The organism is Rhodococcus sp. YH3-3, assembly GCF_001653035.1.
GTDB classification, from domain to species: Bacteria; Actinomycetota; Actinomycetes; order Mycobacteriales; family Mycobacteriaceae; genus Rhodococcus_F; species Rhodococcus_F qingshengii.
On record NZ_BCWH01000001.1, the window covers coordinates 2,116,432 to 2,132,927 of the forward strand.

16 protein-coding genes and 1 pseudogene are annotated in these 16,496 nt (G+C 63.3%); 12 read left to right on the top strand and 5 right to left on the bottom strand.

Features of this window, described 5'->3' with window-relative positions; genetic code table 11:
* Positions 1-572, top strand: a pseudogene (locus YH3_RS09920) (hypothetical protein); the annotation flags it as partial.
* A gap of 7 nt (positions 573-579) precedes the next feature.
* Positions 580-1,464, top strand: coding sequence for a sugar phosphate isomerase/epimerase (locus tag YH3_RS09925; protein ID WP_080961012.1), 885 nt, complete (start codon positions 580-582; stop codon positions 1,462-1,464).
* Here the strand turns inward: YH3_RS09925 and YH3_RS09930 are convergent.
* The 4 genes from YH3_RS09930 to YH3_RS09945 all read right to left on the bottom strand — a co-directional run bounded on the left by YH3_RS09930 (position 1,444) and on the right by YH3_RS09945 (position 7,459).
* Positions 1,444-2,877 (bottom strand): HAD-IB family hydrolase, encoded by a 1,434-nt coding sequence (locus YH3_RS09930; protein WP_003941905.1) that lies wholly within the window; start codon positions 2,875-2,877, stop codon positions 1,444-1,446. The genes YH3_RS09925 and YH3_RS09930 overlap by 21 nt on opposite strands.
* On the bottom strand, positions 2,874-5,210 hold the full coding sequence (locus tag YH3_RS09935) for a glycerol-3-phosphate 1-O-acyltransferase (protein WP_007735324.1): 2,337 nt from the start codon (positions 5,208-5,210) through the stop codon (positions 2,874-2,876). The genes YH3_RS09930 and YH3_RS09935 overlap by 4 nt, the downstream gene beginning before the upstream one ends.
* A 3-nt stretch (positions 5,211-5,213) precedes the next feature.
* Complete coding sequence (locus YH3_RS09940; protein WP_007735322.1) at positions 5,214-6,680, bottom strand: wax ester/triacylglycerol synthase domain-containing protein; 1,467 nt, start codon at positions 6,678-6,680, stop codon at positions 5,214-5,216.
* A gap of 155 nt (positions 6,681-6,835) precedes the next feature.
* Positions 6,836-7,459 carry a TetR/AcrR family transcriptional regulator gene (locus YH3_RS09945; protein WP_003942051.1) on the bottom strand — a complete coding sequence of 208 codons (624 nt, stop codon included), beginning with the start codon at positions 7,457-7,459 and terminating at the stop codon, positions 6,836-6,838.
* 150 nt (positions 7,460-7,609) lie between these two features.
* Here YH3_RS09945 and YH3_RS09950 point away from each other — a divergent pair, with 150 nt between their 5' ends.
* The 7 genes from YH3_RS09950 (at position 7,610) to YH3_RS09975 (ending at position 13,034) form a co-directional block, all read left to right on the top strand.
* A complete protein-coding gene (locus YH3_RS09950; protein WP_064443316.1) occupies positions 7,610-8,248 on the top strand; it encodes a MerR family transcriptional regulator in 639 nt (212 codons plus the stop codon).
* Positions 8,245-9,090 carry a thioesterase family protein gene (locus YH3_RS09955; RefSeq protein ID WP_007735317.1) on the top strand — a complete coding sequence of 282 codons (846 nt, stop codon included), beginning with the start codon at positions 8,245-8,247 and terminating at the stop codon, positions 9,088-9,090. Before YH3_RS09950 ends, YH3_RS09955 begins: the two co-directional genes overlap by 4 nt.
* Before the next feature lie 34 nt (positions 9,091-9,124).
* Complete coding sequence (gene proC, locus YH3_RS09960) at positions 9,125-9,940, top strand: pyrroline-5-carboxylate reductase (protein ID WP_003941923.1); 816 nt, start codon at positions 9,125-9,127, stop codon at positions 9,938-9,940.
* A gap of 126 nt (positions 9,941-10,066) precedes the next feature.
* Positions 10,067-10,303 carry a helix-turn-helix domain-containing protein gene (locus YH3_RS09965; protein WP_003941845.1) on the top strand — a complete coding sequence of 79 codons (237 nt, stop codon included), beginning with the start codon at positions 10,067-10,069 and terminating at the stop codon, positions 10,301-10,303.
* Positions 10,304-10,547: 244 nt separating this feature from the next.
* Positions 10,548-10,649 carry a 30S ribosomal protein bS22 gene (locus YH3_RS34915; RefSeq protein ID WP_003402602.1) on the top strand — a complete coding sequence of 34 codons (102 nt, stop codon included), beginning with the start codon at positions 10,548-10,550 and terminating at the stop codon, positions 10,647-10,649.
* 217 nt (positions 10,650-10,866) lie between these two features.
* Complete coding sequence (locus tag YH3_RS09970; protein ID WP_007735316.1) at positions 10,867-12,000, top strand: NAD-dependent epimerase/dehydratase family protein; 1,134 nt, start codon at positions 10,867-10,869, stop codon at positions 11,998-12,000.
* Complete coding sequence (locus tag YH3_RS09975; RefSeq protein ID WP_064443317.1) at positions 11,997-13,034, top strand: lysophospholipid acyltransferase family protein; 1,038 nt, start codon at positions 11,997-11,999, stop codon at positions 13,032-13,034. The genes YH3_RS09970 and YH3_RS09975 overlap by 4 nt, the downstream gene beginning before the upstream one ends.
* A gap of 39 nt (positions 13,035-13,073) precedes the next feature.
* Here the strand turns inward: YH3_RS09975 and YH3_RS09980 are convergent, their stop codons facing one another.
* Complete coding sequence (locus tag YH3_RS09980) at positions 13,074-14,069, bottom strand: HAD family phosphatase (RefSeq protein ID WP_003941873.1); 996 nt, start codon at positions 14,067-14,069, stop codon at positions 13,074-13,076.
* 200 nt (positions 14,070-14,269) lie between these two features.
* Between YH3_RS09980 and YH3_RS09985 the strand changes: the two genes are divergently transcribed.
* The 3 genes from YH3_RS09985 to YH3_RS09995 form a co-directional block, all read left to right on the top strand.
* Complete coding sequence (locus YH3_RS09985; protein WP_003941953.1) at positions 14,270-14,530, top strand: glutaredoxin family protein; 261 nt, start codon at positions 14,270-14,272, stop codon at positions 14,528-14,530.
* Between the two features lie 140 nt (positions 14,531-14,670).
* Positions 14,671-15,558, top strand: coding sequence for a redox-sensing transcriptional repressor Rex (locus tag YH3_RS09990; protein ID WP_007735314.1), 888 nt, complete (start codon positions 14,671-14,673; stop codon positions 15,556-15,558).
* A partial coding sequence (locus tag YH3_RS09995; RefSeq protein ID WP_238592551.1) for a glutamyl-tRNA reductase occupies positions 15,555-16,496 on the top strand: 942 nt, incomplete at its 3' end. The genes YH3_RS09990 and YH3_RS09995, both read left to right, overlap by 4 nt.

Consider the following 16,496-nt stretch of genomic DNA (forward strand, 5'->3'; position numbering starts at 1 on the left):
CGGGCGACCTGATGCGTCAGGAGCGCGCCGCAACGCAGTCGCCGTCGTTGCGTCCGCCGATCCTGCCGCCGCGTGTCCCCACTCCCGTCGCCAAGGCACCTGCACAGACCGCTCCCGCTCCGGCCGCGCCGGAAGAGAGCACCGAACTGATCGACAAGATTGCAGACGCGGATGCCGGCGAGGCCGAACCCACCGCCGTGGTCGATCTGGTCAAGGCGCCGGCTGTCGATGACGGTGCAAAAAAGACCAGTGCCGCCGCGGAGTCCGATGTCGAAGCCGAACCGGCAGCGGAAGAGGCAGGCGAGCGTAACTCGATCCGTGAATGGGCAGTGCTTGCCGGTCAGGTGGTTGTTGCACTGATCGTCGGCGGCGCGATGTTCAAGGGCTTCGAGAAGCTGTGGGACATGCTGCCGTGGGTGGCGTTGGTGCTCGCGCTGATCGTGATCGTCGGCCTGGTTGCTGTCGTGCGGGTTCTGCGGAAGACGGACGACATCACGAGTTTCGTGATCGCGGTGGTCGTCGGCATGATCGTGACGCTCGGTCCACTGGCGTTCTTGTTGACCTCGGGTTGATCGGACGATGATCGGGGGATCGCAGCGCATGATTCGTCGGCCGATAGCCGTCGGCCTGTCGACGGCTTCGGTGTATCCGGAGAATACGGAAGCGGCATTTCGCTACGCCGCTGATCTCGGATACGACGGCGTCGAACTGATGGTGTGGGCCGAATCCGTGAGTCAGGACATCGGTGCTGTCGCTGCCCTCGTTCGCAAGTATGCGATTCCGGTGCAGGCCGTGCATGCGCCGTGTCTGCTGATTTCGCAGCGCGTGTGGGGTTCCGATCCGGTCGAGAAGCTCGAGCGTTCGGTGCGCACGGCCGAAACCTTGGGAGCGACGACGGTGGTCGTCCACCCGCCGTTCCGGTGGCAGCGCAAGTACGCCGAAGGCTTCGCGGAACAGGTTGTCGATCTCGAATCGAAGAGCAGCGTCGTGGTGGCGGTGGAGAACATGTTCCCCATGCGCGCCGACAGCTTCTTCGGCGGCAAGGACAAGTCCGCGGAGCGTCTGCGTAAACGTGGCGGTCCAGGGGCAGCGTTGTCCGCGTTCAGTCCGTCGTACGACCCGACCGATTCCGATCATGCTCACTACACACTCGACCTGTCGCACACCGCGACGGCGGGCATGGATGCCCTGGAGTTGGCCTCCCGTATGGGCAAGGGGCTCGAGCACCTGCACCTGGCCGACGGTCGCGGGGCGTCGATGGACGAGCACCTGATTCCGGGGCATGGCTCACAGCCGTGCGCGGAGTTGTGTCAGCAATTGGCTGCGAGCGAATTCAGCGGCCAGGCTGTCATCGAGATCAACACGCAGAACGCGCGCACCCGGCGGGAGCGGTCGTCGATGCTGGCGCAGGCGCTCGCGTTTGCACGCGAGCACCTGGCACGCTCAGCGGTGGCCGGCAAGTAGCGCAGCTTCGAACTGCGCGCGTACCTTCTCGACGTGTGCGTCGAGGTCTTTGGTCTCCCAGCCTTCGGTCGAGATGGGATCGAGCACCGAGACGTAGACCGGGCCTGGATGGGCGACAAGCGAATTCCGCCACATCCGTTCACCCGCGTTGTGAATCACCACGGGCACGATCGGCACACCGGCTTGGATCGCCAAGTGGAATCCACCCTTCTTGAAAGGGCCCAGACGTGGCGTCGGAGAACGGGTGCCCTCCGGAGCTATGACTATCGAGACACCATTCTTCAGCTTGTCGACTGCCGGTTGCAGTGCAGCCTTCGCCTTCGTGGTGTCGGTGCGGTCGATGTAGGCGACGTCGAGCAGTGCACCGACGGGCATGAACCGCGGATCGCTTGCCGCTTCCTTCTTCGCGACGCCGGTCACGTCACGCTTGATCACGGTGCCCAGGACCAACATGTCCAGGGAACTCTGATGGTTGAACATGAACACCGCCGGGCGGTGATCCCACACGTTGTGCTCGCCGTCGATCTCGACGTCGATGCCCAGCAGTGAGAGCGAGATGTCGGGGCCGTACGTGCCGACCAGGTTCGCACCCAGTTGACGGTTCCCGGTGACAATGCCTGCCGACGCACCGAGGGCGGCGGTGGCAGCAAGCGCGCCCATGGCCGTCGCCGTTCGGATCGTGGAGATCGGTGTTGCGCCTCGTTGCGGTTTACGCAGGCTGACCGAAGGCCAGTGATTGCGCAACGCGATCTTGGCCAGACCACGATCGGGATTCAACGCGACAGGTCGCCCGACGGCCTCGAGCATGAAGACGTCTTCGACACCGTTGGAGTACGCAAACGCGTTCTTCAGATCGGCGCCCATCTTCTCGGCATAGCCTGCAAGGGCATTGGCCTTGGCCGGCCCCCACAGTGCGGGCGAAGACAGTTCGCCGGTGAGCATGCCGTCCACGACTTCGGGCTCGGTGCACAGCACGTCTTCGATGTCGAGATCTTCGGCGACGTACTTGGCCTGGAACGGAGTCGCCGACGTAGCCATCACGATCGTGTGGCCGGCTCGCCGGTGTGCCGCCAGTAGCCCGCGGGCTTCCGGGTAGATCATCGCGGCGATCTCCTGCTTGAACAGCCGTCGGCCCCAGTCGTTCAGTTCCTCGACGGTACGGCCGCCCAAGGCTCGAACGCCGATGTCCATCAGTGCTCCGACGTCAGCGCCGCGGAATTGGGTGTCGATCGCGGCACCGGTGGTGCGCAAGAGTTCGCCGACGCTGATATCCAAGCGTCGCAGGCGGTCTCGGTACACAACGCTGGCCGAGTACCCGCTGATCAAGGTGCCGTCGAGGTCGAAGGCGGCGATCGTTCCGGGCCCGGGCGGGGCGGCTTCGATGGCGGAGTGCAGACGCTCGAGTCCGGTCACAGTCCTACTTCCTCGTTCGCGGCGGGCGCTCGGTTTGCTTCTGGAATGGTCACTACCGCAGCGGCGTCCGGTACCGGCATCGCCACCTGATCGAGTCGTGCATGCGCGAGTGCGCGAAGGTGACGCAGGCGCTCGACCTGAACCTTGATCTCGGCAGCGAATGCCAGGCGCCGGGCCCGGACTCCGTCGTCGTCGACTTCGATCAAGTTACGGTTGCGCGCCAAATTCAGTGCGGTGGCGAACAACTCACCGGAGACGGATTCGTTGCTGGCGATCTGCTGCCGCAGTCGACGCTGATGTGCGACGTCGATGCAGTTGCTGATGAACGACTTTTCGTCGAACGATGTCGAAATCGGCGCGAGCACAAGCTGATCGGCGACAACCTGGTACGCCTCGAGGAACGGTTGGAGCACGCGGTGCGCGAGGTACGGGCGAACCGTCTCGATCATGTGCTCGGTTCGTTTGTCGTCGGCCATGACGGTTTCCCACTCGGGGTCGATCAGCGTCAGCTCGGTCCGCATCTCCTGCTCGAACGTGTCCCGGTCACTGAAGAAGAACTCGAATTTCAACAAATCTCGGATGCGCTTGGCCTCTGCCCACCCGTCCCCGATGGGGTCCTCGAACCGCTCTTCGACGGCTGCCTGAAGTACGAGTTCGGTGATGGCACGCACGACAAGAAAGTGAATCGTGTTGTTGCGGTAGAAGGCAGCGACAAGATGCTGGTCCTTGCCGAGGTAGAAGACCTGCTCGCCGCCCCGATCGAAGCGCTCGAGCACCCCGGAATCGACGTGTGTCTGCAATGCCTTCTCGATGACACGCGGATCGGACAGTTCGACGTCGCCGGCGATCGGAAGATTTCGCGCGGTGATGTAGCCGAACAGCGGCGTGAGAATCGCGGTGAGTTCACGAACTGTCAACGCCCGGTCTTCGATTCCGAGGAACGCCAACATCGCCAGTGAAGACACGGTCACCGGGGTGACCTCGTTGATGCGGTGACACACCTCGATGCCGGCCTTCTGAATGGCGAGGCGCTGATCGGTTTCCTGGCTGAGTGCGTCCGCGAGTGAGAGCGGCCGGCCGATGGTCACGTGCGCGACACCGTTGCGTTTTCCCTGGGCGCGTACGTAACCCACCATCCAGCGCAGGCCTTCCGGTGTCTTCTCGGCGCCGAGCGCCTCGGCAGCCATGGCCCCGACCTCGTAGAGTTGGTCGTAGCTCAGCGCAACCGGGACGAGGTACACGTCGGACGCTCCGCTGACCTGAAATGCCTTGGTCAGGTAGGTCAGGAGACCGAAGCGCGGCGGGCGTAGTTTCCCGGTACGTCCGCGTCCACCTTCGATGTACCACTCCAGATTGAAGCGCTTGGTCAGCAGATAGCGCATGTACTCGTGCATCGACCATTTGTAGACCTCGTCGTTGCCGATGCTTCGACGAATGAAGACGGTGCCGCTGCGCTTGAGGATCGAGCCCATGGGCCAGAAACTGATGTTGAGGCCGCCCATGACGTGATTGAGCGGCAAGCCGTTCGCGATCAACGCCGGACGCAGGACGAGGGGATCGAGGTACGAACGGTGACTGGGGAGGAAGACCAGTGAGTGTTCCTTGTTCAGCTCACGGAGTTCCTCGAAGCGGCTCGTGTCCACGTCCAGCTTGTAGGCGCGAGCGAAGTAGCGGCCCAGGCGATCCCACACCGCGATGGCTTGGCGACTCTGGGTGGCAACCATTTCTTCGAGAGCTTCACGTGCGCGGCGATCGACTTCGGCGACGGCGATGTTCAACCGGTCGGCCAAAGCCATGACCTCGGTGGCGAATCGGCGGGTGTCGGTGATCTCGTCGACGACGAACCGTGACACCTTGTACTGGCCACCCAGTAGGCCCAATTCGGCGCGTTCGAGTGCCAGAGCGGCCTGCCGTCGGATGAACTCCGGTAGCGAACCGCCACCGCTCTTTTCGAGGCGACGCTCGAGATCGCTCAGTGGTGCGGGTTCACCTTCGATGACCTGGCACCGAGAGGGGTCGGTGCGCAGGGTTCTGCGTTGTGCACCGCGTCCGGGGTGGAGAGGATCGCGTGGTGCCAGCGCATCACGTAGTCGCACCGCGACGTTGTGCTTGGTATGGGTGTCCGGAATCCACACCACGCGAAGCGGTGCGAGCATCGGGTCGTCGGTCCGTGCCGCCAGTTCTGCCAGGGTCTTGTCGGTGATGTTGACGGTGACCGGCCGAGTTTCGGATGAGCTTGCCTTGTCGGCAAGCCACTTTCGCAGCACGCCGGCTTCGGCCTCTGTCATGGTTTCGGTGAGGTACACGCGCGGGTTGGTCGTGTTCTCGCTCATGACTCACGCACCTTCCGTTGTGACTCCGAGAGCGACGATCTCGTCCAGGCTCTCCTGCAAGCACTGCATCAGCAGCGCGGGCTTCGTGATCGCGGCGGTGTCGAGATTGATTCCGATACAGCACACCCCGACGTGGGAGACCAGTGTCGCCATTGCCGCGCAACCGGGCGCCGGGCCGAACGGGAACATCCGCTCGATCTTCGCTCCGGCGAGATAGACCGGTACCGGTACGCCGGCGACGTTGCTGGCCTGCAGGTCCAGACCCGTCGACTGTGACAGATACCAGTTCGCGAGTAGATAATTCGGCAGGCGGGCGAGGATCGGGGCGGCGACGTCGAGAGCGTCCAACGCGGGCTCCTCCCGCAGACCCAGTACGATCTCTCGCACCTGCCTGATGCGTTTGGCCGGATCGGTTTCGGAGACCGGGCCGTTGAAGCGAACGGCTGCAAACCTGTTGCCGCCGTTGGCGTCTGCGCCCGTACGCATGCTGATCGGCATACCCATCGGAATGCTGTCGACGGACTGTCCGAAGGCTTCGTGGTAGCGACGGAAGCCGCCGAGCAAGGCAGCGACGTACGCGTCGTTGAGTGAGCCACCGGCAGCTTTCGCCCCGGCCTTGAGCTCGGGGACACCCACCTCGAGAGTTCCGAACCATCGTCCGAGACCACGATCGTGGAGCAGAGGGGAACCGGAACGAGCTGGGGGAGTGACGATCTTGCGGAGTGAATTGGCGTAACCGAGGACCTCGGAAGCAGTCGTGATCGGACTCGAGATCGCCGTGGTCGCAACATTGGTGGCACCACGGACCAGCTTGGCGATACGCGAGGGCGCACGCCGGATCTCGCTAACGACCTCCTCGCCGAAGGCGCCCACCGACGACAGATGCTCAGGAGCAGGCGGTGTGCGGTCGGGCTTGTTCGGAGTGGGGTCCGGGCGTCTGCTGTGCAGGAGCGTCATCATCTGGATGCCGCCCATGCCGTCGGTGATGGAGTGGTGAGTCTTGACCACGAACACGGCGCGACCGTCGTCGAGACCTTCGATGAGCAGCGCGCTCCACGGCGGTCGAGCCTTGTCGAAAGGTTCCGTCGCAAGGTGACGACACATGCGCAGTGCGTGATCGAAGTCCGCCGGTGCAGGTAAGCGGACGCGTCGTAGGTGGTAGCCGATGTCGAACTCGGGATCGACGGACCACACCGGATTGCCCAGCTGCATTGCCGGTTCCACTGCTCGCATACGAATACGCGGAACCACGTGCGATGCCCACTCGACTGCGTCGAGAAGTCGATCCCAGTCCGGGGCACGATCGAGTACCTCTACCGCAACGATCGGTGAGCGCAGTTGCGGCTGCGCCTCTTCCATCCGCCACATTCCAGTCTCGAAGTCGGACATCGTGCGGTTCGCCCCCCAGGCGACCGCGGAAAGGTCGACGTCGACCGCGCTAGGAGGAACAAATGGATTGCTGTTGGCCATACGTCAAGAACTCCCTCGGTCTGCGGATCCACCCCGCGCATCTCTGCTTCTAAGTGTGGACCCGCGACCGTGGGCGCGTCCCGGTTTCGGTGTCAGCCGACAGGTGTGACGTTCGTCAGTTAAGGGCTAATCGGACATGCCGGGAAGTTCAGTGCTCAAGAAGTGACGCCGACGGCTTTCAGGGCTATCTCGCGGTAGAGAACACTGACTTCGCGCGGAGTCTGCGGTCCGTCGAGTCGATACCAGAGGACGACGGACTGACACATTCCCAGTAGTGCACGGCCCGTTCCGGTGATGTCCGGGACCGTGAACTCACCGCTCTCGACGCCTGCCGTCAGTACGTCGACGAGTAGGTTCTCGAGCTTCTTTCGCTTGGCGGCGTAGCTCTTTCGTTCCGCGTCCTCGAGGTATCGCAGTTCGGAATCGAGGAAGGCTATGTCGGAGCGACTGGTCATGTGCAGAACACACGCCTCGACGAGATTGCCGAACTGTGCCGTCGGCGACGGTCCGGCAGCGTCGACCGCAGCGCTCGCGCGTGCGGTGACGTTCTCGATGCCCGGTTCCATCAGCGCGACGAGGATGCCCTGTTTGTTGCCGTGGTGGTAATACAGCGTCGGCACGGTGACACCGGCACGTTTTGCGATGTCACGAACCGACGCTCCGTGGTAACCGAGTTCGTGGAACACCTCGAGTGCGGCGGTGAGCAGGGGAGTCAGCGTCAGTGGTTCCACGATGCGCCACTGTTCGTCGGGCTGAGCCTCCGACTGCAAATCCGTCATTCCGCCTGTTCGCTCCGTTCGGAAATTTCTGGTGGTGTGACTAAAGAAGGTTCAACCCTAGCGCAAGGCGTGTCCTCCTTACCGATGCTCGGCCACCATTGGATAGCATCACTATCCAGTAATGGGTCGAGCGAGTTGGACGGAGGAGCGGTGAAGGTTTCCGAACTGGCCGCACAGTCCGGCGTTGCACTGGCCACTATCAAGTACTACCTCCGTGAAGGTCTGCTGATGCCTGGTGAGCCGACCAGCGCAACGGGAGCGAGGTACGGCGAACAGCACGTCCGGCGACTCGCGTTGATCAGGGCCCTGGCCGGGGCGGGACTCGCGATTCCACGGATTCGCGCGGTGCTCGAACTGGTGGACAGTGACGAGCGATCCGAATTCGAGACTTTCGGCCGCGCAATCGCGCAACTACCCCCGTACGTCGAACCTGAACCGGATCCAGAGTTCCCCAGAGCTCGCAAGGTTCTGGAGTTTCTCGGTCAGGTCTTCGAGCCGAGGTACGTGGCGGTCTCGCACCTCGAGCGGGCACTGATCGGCCTCGAGGATGCCGGACTGAGTCTCTCGGACGCGCGCCTGCGCGCCTACGGCGACCACATCCGAGGGATTGCCGAAGTGGAAATCGAGCTGATGCCTACCAGTTCGACCGAGGACGGCATTCGCTATGCGGTCCTCGGAACCGCCATGTACGAACCCGTCCTGACAGCTTTGCGACGCCTGGCGCACCAAGATTTGGCCGCACGACATTTCCCGCAACACCGAGAAAGCACCGAACAGGAAAATCGATGAGCACCAGTCCCTTTCAAGATCTCAATCGCCTCACCTCGCTCGGCGACGGGCGATACACCGCAACGATCGATTCGATCTGGACCATCGGGCCGAAAGTGCACGGCGGCTCCATGATGGCTGTGTGCGCCGCGGCCGCGCGTCAATGTCTGCGAGACGGCGCAGGTGAGAACGACTCGCTTCTGAAGATGCAGCCACTCGCAGTGAGCGCCAACTATCTGTCGGCCCCAGATCCGGGTGAAGTCGAACTGGAGGTGATCGTCCGAAAGCAGGGACGCCAGGTCGCGTTGTTAGACGTCGAGTTGAGCCAGGCGGGCCGCAGCGCTGTTCGCGCGGCGGTCACGCTCGGATTCCCCGATGACGGCGACCCCACCTTCGTCACGGCCTCGTCGATCGACGACATGTCACCGGAACCGCCGGAGAGTGCGGTGGCAGTCATCGGCGATCACCCGATGGCGCAGGTCGTGCATGTCGGTCAGGGTTGCGACATGCGAATCGACACCACCTCGGCGCACTTCCTGACTGGCAGCCAAGGCGAGGCCGAGGTCAGGATGTGGGTCCGTCCTCGACCCGAGGACGAAAACGACCTCGACACCGCTGTGCTGTTCGCGATCATGGCGGGTGACATCAGCGCGCCGGTGACGATGAACCGCGGCCTGTTCGGGTGGGCGCCGACCGTGCAGTTGACGACGTACCTGCGCCGACTGCCGACGCCGGGATGGCTTCGCGTGCGGGCGAGCTCGGATGTTCTGGGCAGCACGTGGTTCGAAGAGGATCATGCTGTTCTCGATTCGACGGGCGCAGTCGTCGTCCAGAGTCGTCAATTGGCGATGATGCCCCGCTAGGGTCGATCGCTGCGGTCGTGGCAGGCTGTTCGCCATGACAAGAATTGCGATTATCGGTGGCGGCAAGATCGGCGAGGCGCTGATCTCCGGGCTGTTGCAGGCCGGCCACGCCATCAAGGATCTGGTCGTCGCCGAGCAATATCAGCCTCGCGCAGACGAATTGATCGCCGAATACTCCATCCGCGTCAGCACGGTCGCCGATGCCGCCGAGGGTGCGGACGTCATCGTCATCGCGGTGAAGCCGAACGACGTCGAGTCAGCGCTCACGGCGTTGACGAAGGTCGATCTGGACGGCGACCTCGAACAATTGATCGTTTCCCTTGCGGCGGGAATCCCCACGGGATTCTTCGAAACGCGTCTGCCCGCAGGGTTCCCGGTCATCCGCGTCATGCCGAACACCCCCATGTTGGTCGGGGAGGGCGTGAGCGTGCTCTCGCCCGGACGGCACGTCAAGGCCGAGCATCTCGAGCTCGTACGCGGCATCCTCGGCAGCGTCGGCAAGGTGGTCACGGTTCCCGAATCGCAGATCGACGCGGTCACGGCTGTCTCCGGTTCCGGCCCGGCCTACTTCTTTCTGGTCGCCGAAGCGATGATCGACGCGGGAGTCGGTCTCGGCCTGACGCGCCCGGTCGCTACCGAATTGGTGGTGCAGACGATGGTCGGTTCCGCAGCGATGCTCGATCGCACCGGCGACAGCGCGACGGATCTTCGCGCCGCGGTGACGTCACCGGGCGGAACGACGGCTGCGGCACTGCGTCAGCTCGAAGCGGGCGGCCTGCGGACGGCGTTCTTCGATGCCTTGGATGCCGCCAAGTCGCGCTCGGCCGCGATGGGTGCAGCTGCGGATTAGTCGTCCGTTTAGCCACACCCGTCGCTTTAACCCCACCAGTACAGCTAAGCTCGACTTAGTACGTACGTGTCTGTTCCGCCGGAGGGGAAGCCGGCGGCGCGAGTCGTGCTGGAGGTATGTGGATTAATGGTGTCTGCAAACAAGCCGTCCATGGGTTCGTCCCACGACGGAAAGCCGGCAGTGGCCGGCACGCAATTCCTCACTGTTGCTGAGGTAGCAACTTTGATGAGGGTATCGAAAATGACTGTGTACCGGTTGGTACACAGTGGCGAATTGCCTGCTGTACGAGTGGGCCGTTCGTTCCGTGTACATGCGAAGGCAGTACACGATTACCTCGAAACCTCGTACTTCGATGCCGGCTGACCAGCCGGTTCGAAGAGGATGACCTCGGCGTGAGCCGAGTCGCGGGCACAGCGGTTGCTGTGCCGGAGGCTCGGTTTATGCCGAGTGACTCCACACCGGTACGATGAGTCACTGTCGTACCAGCAAGCTGGTGTCGTAAGGCGCTGAGCTAGTTAAAACGAGGGCCAGGCGCCAATTGCTTGGCGCAGGCGTACGTGACCGGCGTGCGCAGGAACGCTAGAGAAGAACGTGAGGGACACCCGCTATGGGTTCAGTGATCAAGAAGCGTCGCAAGCGCATGTCGAAGAAGAAGCACCGCAAGCTGCTTCGTCGTACCCGAGTACAGCGCAGGAAACTCGGTAAATAAGCAGTACCTGTTGATGCCCGCCACCCCTTCCGGGGTGGCGGGCATCAGCATATTCGGGGGGAAGCGATGTGTGCCACGTCTCATTGGCTGGGCGGTTTGTCTTGAATGGCCGAAATTTGGGTAGTCAGCGCGGGACCCCCTCTGCCCGTAAAGTGGGGGAAAATCGCGGGAGGGACGCTTCGGCAGAGCGCGTTTCTACTGGATATGGGGGTACTTGGTGGTTGAAGGTGACAACACTTCAGGGGGCACGACGCCTCGCGTCGTACTGGTGACCGGGGCGAGCAGATTTCTCGGCGGCTACCTGGTGACCAGGCTTGCGCAGAATCCGTCGATCGAGCGTGTCATCGCCGTCGACGCCGTCAGTCCGAGCAAGGACATGATGCGCAGAATGGGCCGCGCGGAATTCGTGCGAGCAGACATCCGCAATCCGCTGATCGGCAAAGTGATCCGAAACGCCGAGGTCGACACCGTCGTGCACGCGTCGACGCTTCAGAAAGCCCCCAAAGCCGGCAGCCGCGCCGCGATGAAGGACATGAACGTCATCGGCGCCATGCAACTGTTCGCGGTCTGCCAGAAAGCGCCGACGGTTCGCAAGGTGATCCTGCGCTCGGCTTCGGTCGTCTACGGGTGCAGTGCCAAGGATCCCGCTCAGTTCACCGAAGAAATGAGTGCGCGCCGCCGGCCGCCGGGCGGATATGCCCGCGACAGCCTCGAGATCGAGGGATACCTCCGCGGAATGGGGCGTCGGCGCCCGGACATCTCGGTCGGGATTCTGCGGTTGGCGCCGTTGATCGGACCTCAGCTGACTGCAACCGTCGGGCACTACGTCACCGCCCCACTCGTGCCCACCATCGTCGGGCGCAACGCGCGCCTGCAATTGCTCCACGTCGAGGATGCCCTCGCGGCGCTGGAGAAGGCGACCATCGGACACGCTTCGGGTACGTACAACATCGCCGGCGACGGAGTGGTCATGATGTCGCAGGCGATCCGCCGGGCAGGCAGGGTGGAAGTTCCCATGCCGCTCGCTCTGTTCCGCAGCGTCGGGAGCGCGTTGGTGGGGTCGTCCATGAGGCTGTACACCGACGAGCAACTCGAGTACTTCCGGTTCGGCTGCGGACTCGACACCACTCGCATGCGCAGCGAGCTGGGGTTCGAGCCGCGATGGACCACCATGCAAGCACTCGACGATTTCATGCGTGCGATGCAGACGCGCCGGATCATCAAGTCCGAGTGGATCGATCGGGCGGAGAATGCGTTGACCACCATCCTCGGCGGTGACACCGCCGCGGCGGCAACAAGTGCAGACGTGATGCACATGCCGCTGTCGGGACGAAGTGCGGTGAAGGGGTGACTGACGTGGCGAAGGTAATTCCCCTGCGGCCCAGCGCAACTCACACCGGAAAGTCGGCAACTTCCCGTTCGCGTGAGTCCGTCACCGGTGCGGAGCGTGACATCCGTGAACAAAGTGAACGTCGGCATCCGTCCGGAGTGTCCTCGGTGGCCGACCACGGCGGTGAGAGCACGTTCGTCGATTCGGCCAGGTCGGCGATCGTCGACCAGATCGCCTCGGCAGCAGAATTCTTCCGACGTCGGGTGTCGGGCGACTACGAGGTCGACGAGTTCGGATTCGACCCGCATTTCGCGGACAACGTCGTCATGCCGATGTTGCGCCCGTTGTTCGAGAAGTGGTTTCGCGTCGAGGTCAGTGGGATCGAGAACATTCCCCTCACCGGGGGAGCGCTTGTGGTCGCCAACCACGCCGGTGTGATCCCGATCGACGGACTGATGACGTCGGTTGCCGTGCACGATCACCATCCAGCGCATCGTCCACTGCGAATGTTGGCTGCGGACATGGCATTCGAGATGCCAGTGGTGGGTGGACTGGCGCGCAAAGCCGGTCATACGTTGGCCTGCAACCCCGACGCCGAGCGTCTGCTCAACGACGGTGAAGTCGCGGCCGTGTTCCCGGAAGGATTCAAGGGCATCGGGAAACCGTTCAGTGAGCGGTACAAGTTGCAGCGGTTCGGGCGCGGTGGCTTCGTGTCGGCCGCAATGCGAACCGGTGTTCCGATCATTCCGTGCTCGATCGTGGGTTCGGAGGAGATCTATCCCAAAATCGGTGATCTCACCACACTCGCACGCGTTCTCGGTCTTCCGTATTTCCCGGTGACACCGCTGTTTCCACACTTCGGGCCGCTCGGCCTGGTTCCGTTGCCGTCGAAGTGGTACATCGAGTTCGGAAAGCCCATCGTCACCGACACCTTCGAGAGCGGTGCCGCCGACGATCCGATGGTCCTGTTCGAGGTCACGGACCACGTCCGGGAAACCATTCAGCAGACGCTGTATCGACTGTTGGCCAAGCGTCGCAACGTCTTTCTCGGCTGAGTTCGGTCCGGATCGCTGCTCGATCCGGACCGAACCCGCTCAGACGTTCTGTTCTTTGCGCCTGGCGAGAATTGCCGCGAGCGCCCCGCCGACCGCTCCGAGCACCAGCGCCGTCGGTACGCCGATCTTGGCGGCCTTTCGTCCGGTGCGGAAATCGCGAACTTCCCACCCGCGGTTCTTCGCGAGTTCACGAAGATCTGCGTCGGGATTGATCGCCACCGGTGTCCCCACCAACGAGAGCATCGGAACGTCGTTGTGGCTGTCGGAGTAGGCGGAACAGCGCTTGAGATTGAGTCCTTCACGCACCGCCAACGTCCGTACGGCGTGCGCCTTGCCCATGCCGTGCAGGATGTCGCCGACGAGTCGGCCGGTGAAGACGCCGTCCTCACTCTCGGCGACAGTGCCCAAGGCGCCGGTCAATCCCAGTTTCTCGGCGATGACCTGAGCCAGTTCGACCGGAGTTGCCGTCACCAACCACACCTGTTGTCCGGCGTCGAGGTGCATCTGGGCCAACGCCCTCGTGCCTGGCCAGATCTTGTCGGCGATGACCTCGTCGTAGATCTCCTCGCCGAGGCGGGCGAGTTCGGCGGTGGATCGACCGGCCACGAAGGACAGTGCTTTCTCGCGGCCTTCGGCGACGTCGTCGCTACTTTCTCGGCCGGTGACTCGGAACTTGATCTGCTTCCACGCGAAATCCACCAGATCCGAGGTCTTGAGATACTTTCGTGCAGCGAGACCACGGGCGAAGTGGATGATCGACGCACCCTGCACCATGGTGTTGTCGACGTCGAAGAATGCGGCGGCCGTGAGGTCGCGCGGAACGGCCGGGGGCTCTTCGCCGGTTTCCGGTTCTGTGGGGTTGGCAGCTTCGTGCAATGCCAGAGCTGCGTCAGCGCTCGCCTCGCCGGCGAGATTGGCTCGAACTTCCGACTCACTCGGGCCCAGCGGATTCTTCACATGGCGACGTCCGGGGAGAATGACCCCGGCAAGCCCTGATCCGAATCCGGAGCCGTTCGGTAGTGATCGCGCAGGCACCCGCACCTCCCGTGTTGCATTCTCGAGCAGAGAACTCTTCGAGTCAGCCTATCCTCCGCGATGAGGCCCGATGGGTTGGATGGTGACCTTCCCTGTGGTGTGTGACGTTCCTCTCCGCCGATTTGGCACCGAGTGGGGCTCCGGAGGCACACTCGACCGATCAAGTAGATGGCGTCCCCGTAGAAGAAAGGTATGCGTCGATGACTGCAGCTACGCATGAAGTGACCCTGTTGACACGCGCAGGATGCGCGTCCTGCGTCGGCGCGGCGGAGGTCCTGCGACGGGTCTGTTCCGAGTTCGAGCTGGAATTGACGTGCATCGACGTGGACGAAGCTGCCGCGACGGATCCAGAGCTGAGAGCGGAGTACGGAGACAGATTGCCCGTCATTCTTCTCGACGGACGCGAGCACGGTTACTGGGAAGTCGACGAGGAGCGCCTTCGTGACGATTTACGCAAGTAAGGCAACCCTCAAAGTTGTCCGCGGAGCCGCTTTGCAGGTGAACGGCACATCGAACCCGTCTCGAGCAACTTTGTGCATGGGTTCACAAGCGGTTACCGTGGTGTGAACATTCCCCCGGAGCATCGTGGAGGTCGACAGTCGTGTCGACCGGACGAGGAGCCAGCGACGTGACCGAACCGCACCAGACGCATGAGCCTGTGGCTCAGCGCGTCACCGGCGCTGCGGGCTCTTCCGTCACCGACGCTTCCAGCGCCTCGGTTACCGACCCGATCGCTCAGGATCGCGTCATCCCCCAGGCTACGGTGACGCGCTTGGCCGCATACCTGCGGGTCCTCGGAGTGATGTCCGACCGGGGTACCTCCATCGTCTCGAGCGAGGAACTCGCGCAGGCGTCAGGTGTCGGATCAGCGAAGTTGCGTAAGGATCTGTCGTTCCTCGGACCCAACGGTGTCCGTGGCGTCGGGTACGACGTCAACAGGCTCCGCATCCGCATCGAGCGTGCACTCGGACTCGATCGTGGGCACAAGGTCGTTCTCGTCGGAGTCGGAAACCTCGGCAAGGCGCTGGTCGGCTACGGCGGATTCAGCCGCCGCGGTTTCGAGATGGTCGGACTCTTCGACAGTGATGCAGATCGAATCGGAAGCAGAGTCGGGGATCTCGTCGTGCGCAGCACCGAGGAACTGACCGTCGCCTGCCGTGAACTGAATGCGACCATCGGCGTCATCTCCACACCGGACGAGGCAGCTCAGGGCGTGTGCGACCAGTTCGTCAGCGCCGGGCTGCGCTGCATCATGAGTTTTTCGCCGATCGCCCTCGACGTTCCCGATCACGTGGAACTGCGACGTGTAGATCTAGCCGTCGAGATGCAGGTTCTCTCCTTCAACAGTGCGCGCAATGCCGATCAGGCATCCAGCGCGCCGCGAGTACGAGTGGCTCACGCCGCATCCGCTTCGTCAGTCCCATCCACCAGTTCACCCGCTCCGGTCGGAGCAGGTTCGACAAGAAACGGATCAGTGATCGCGCCGTGAGTGTTCTGCTTGTCGGGGTCTCGCATCGAACCGCGCCCGTCCCGGTGCTCGAGCGAGTAGCTGTCACCGACACCGATCGTCCGAAGCTGATCGACAAGCTTCTGGCGTCTTCGCACATCTCCGAAGCGATGATCGTCTCCACCTGTAACCGGGTGGAGGTCTACGCGGTGGTGGACGCGTTCCACGGTGCACTCACCGAGGTCGGTGAAATCCTGGCCGACCATTCGGGTCTCGACCTGACAGCGCTGCACGCTCACGCGTACGTCCGCTACAGCGAAGCAGCCGTCGAGCACCTCTTCGCGGTGGCCAGCGGCCTCGATTCCATGGTGATCGGCGAACAGCAGATCCTCGGCCAGATCCGTTCGGCCTACGCATCTTCGGATGCGCAGCAGGCCGCCGGACGCGTCGTCCACGAACTGGCTCAGCAGGCACTGCGCGTCGGCAAGCGAGTGCATTCCGAAACCGGAATCGACTCCGCCGGAGCATCAGTCGTGTCGGTGGCTCTCGATCGTGCAGCGGGCATCATCGGTGAGGGCGGCCTGGTCGGCCGCACTGCCGTGGTTGTCGGTGCAGGCTCGATGGGCGGTCTGTCGGTTGCGCATCTCACCCGCGCCGGAATCGCACGCATCGTCGTCGTCAACCGGACACAGGAACGCGCCGAGCACCTGGCAGAGACGGCACGCTCCAACGGCGTCGACGCCGACGGTGTTGCCTTCGATCAGCTTTCGGCCGCGATGGCGCAGGCAGATGTCATGGTCACCTGTACCGGCGCGGTCGGGGCAGTGGTCACCCTGGCGGATGTGCACCGCGCACTCGCCGAGCCCGATCGCGACAACACCAAGCACCTCGTCATCTGCGACCTCGGGCTGCCGCGCGACATCGATCCCGCCGTCGCCGGCCTGCCGGGTGTGACCGTTCTCGACATGGAGACGCTGCAG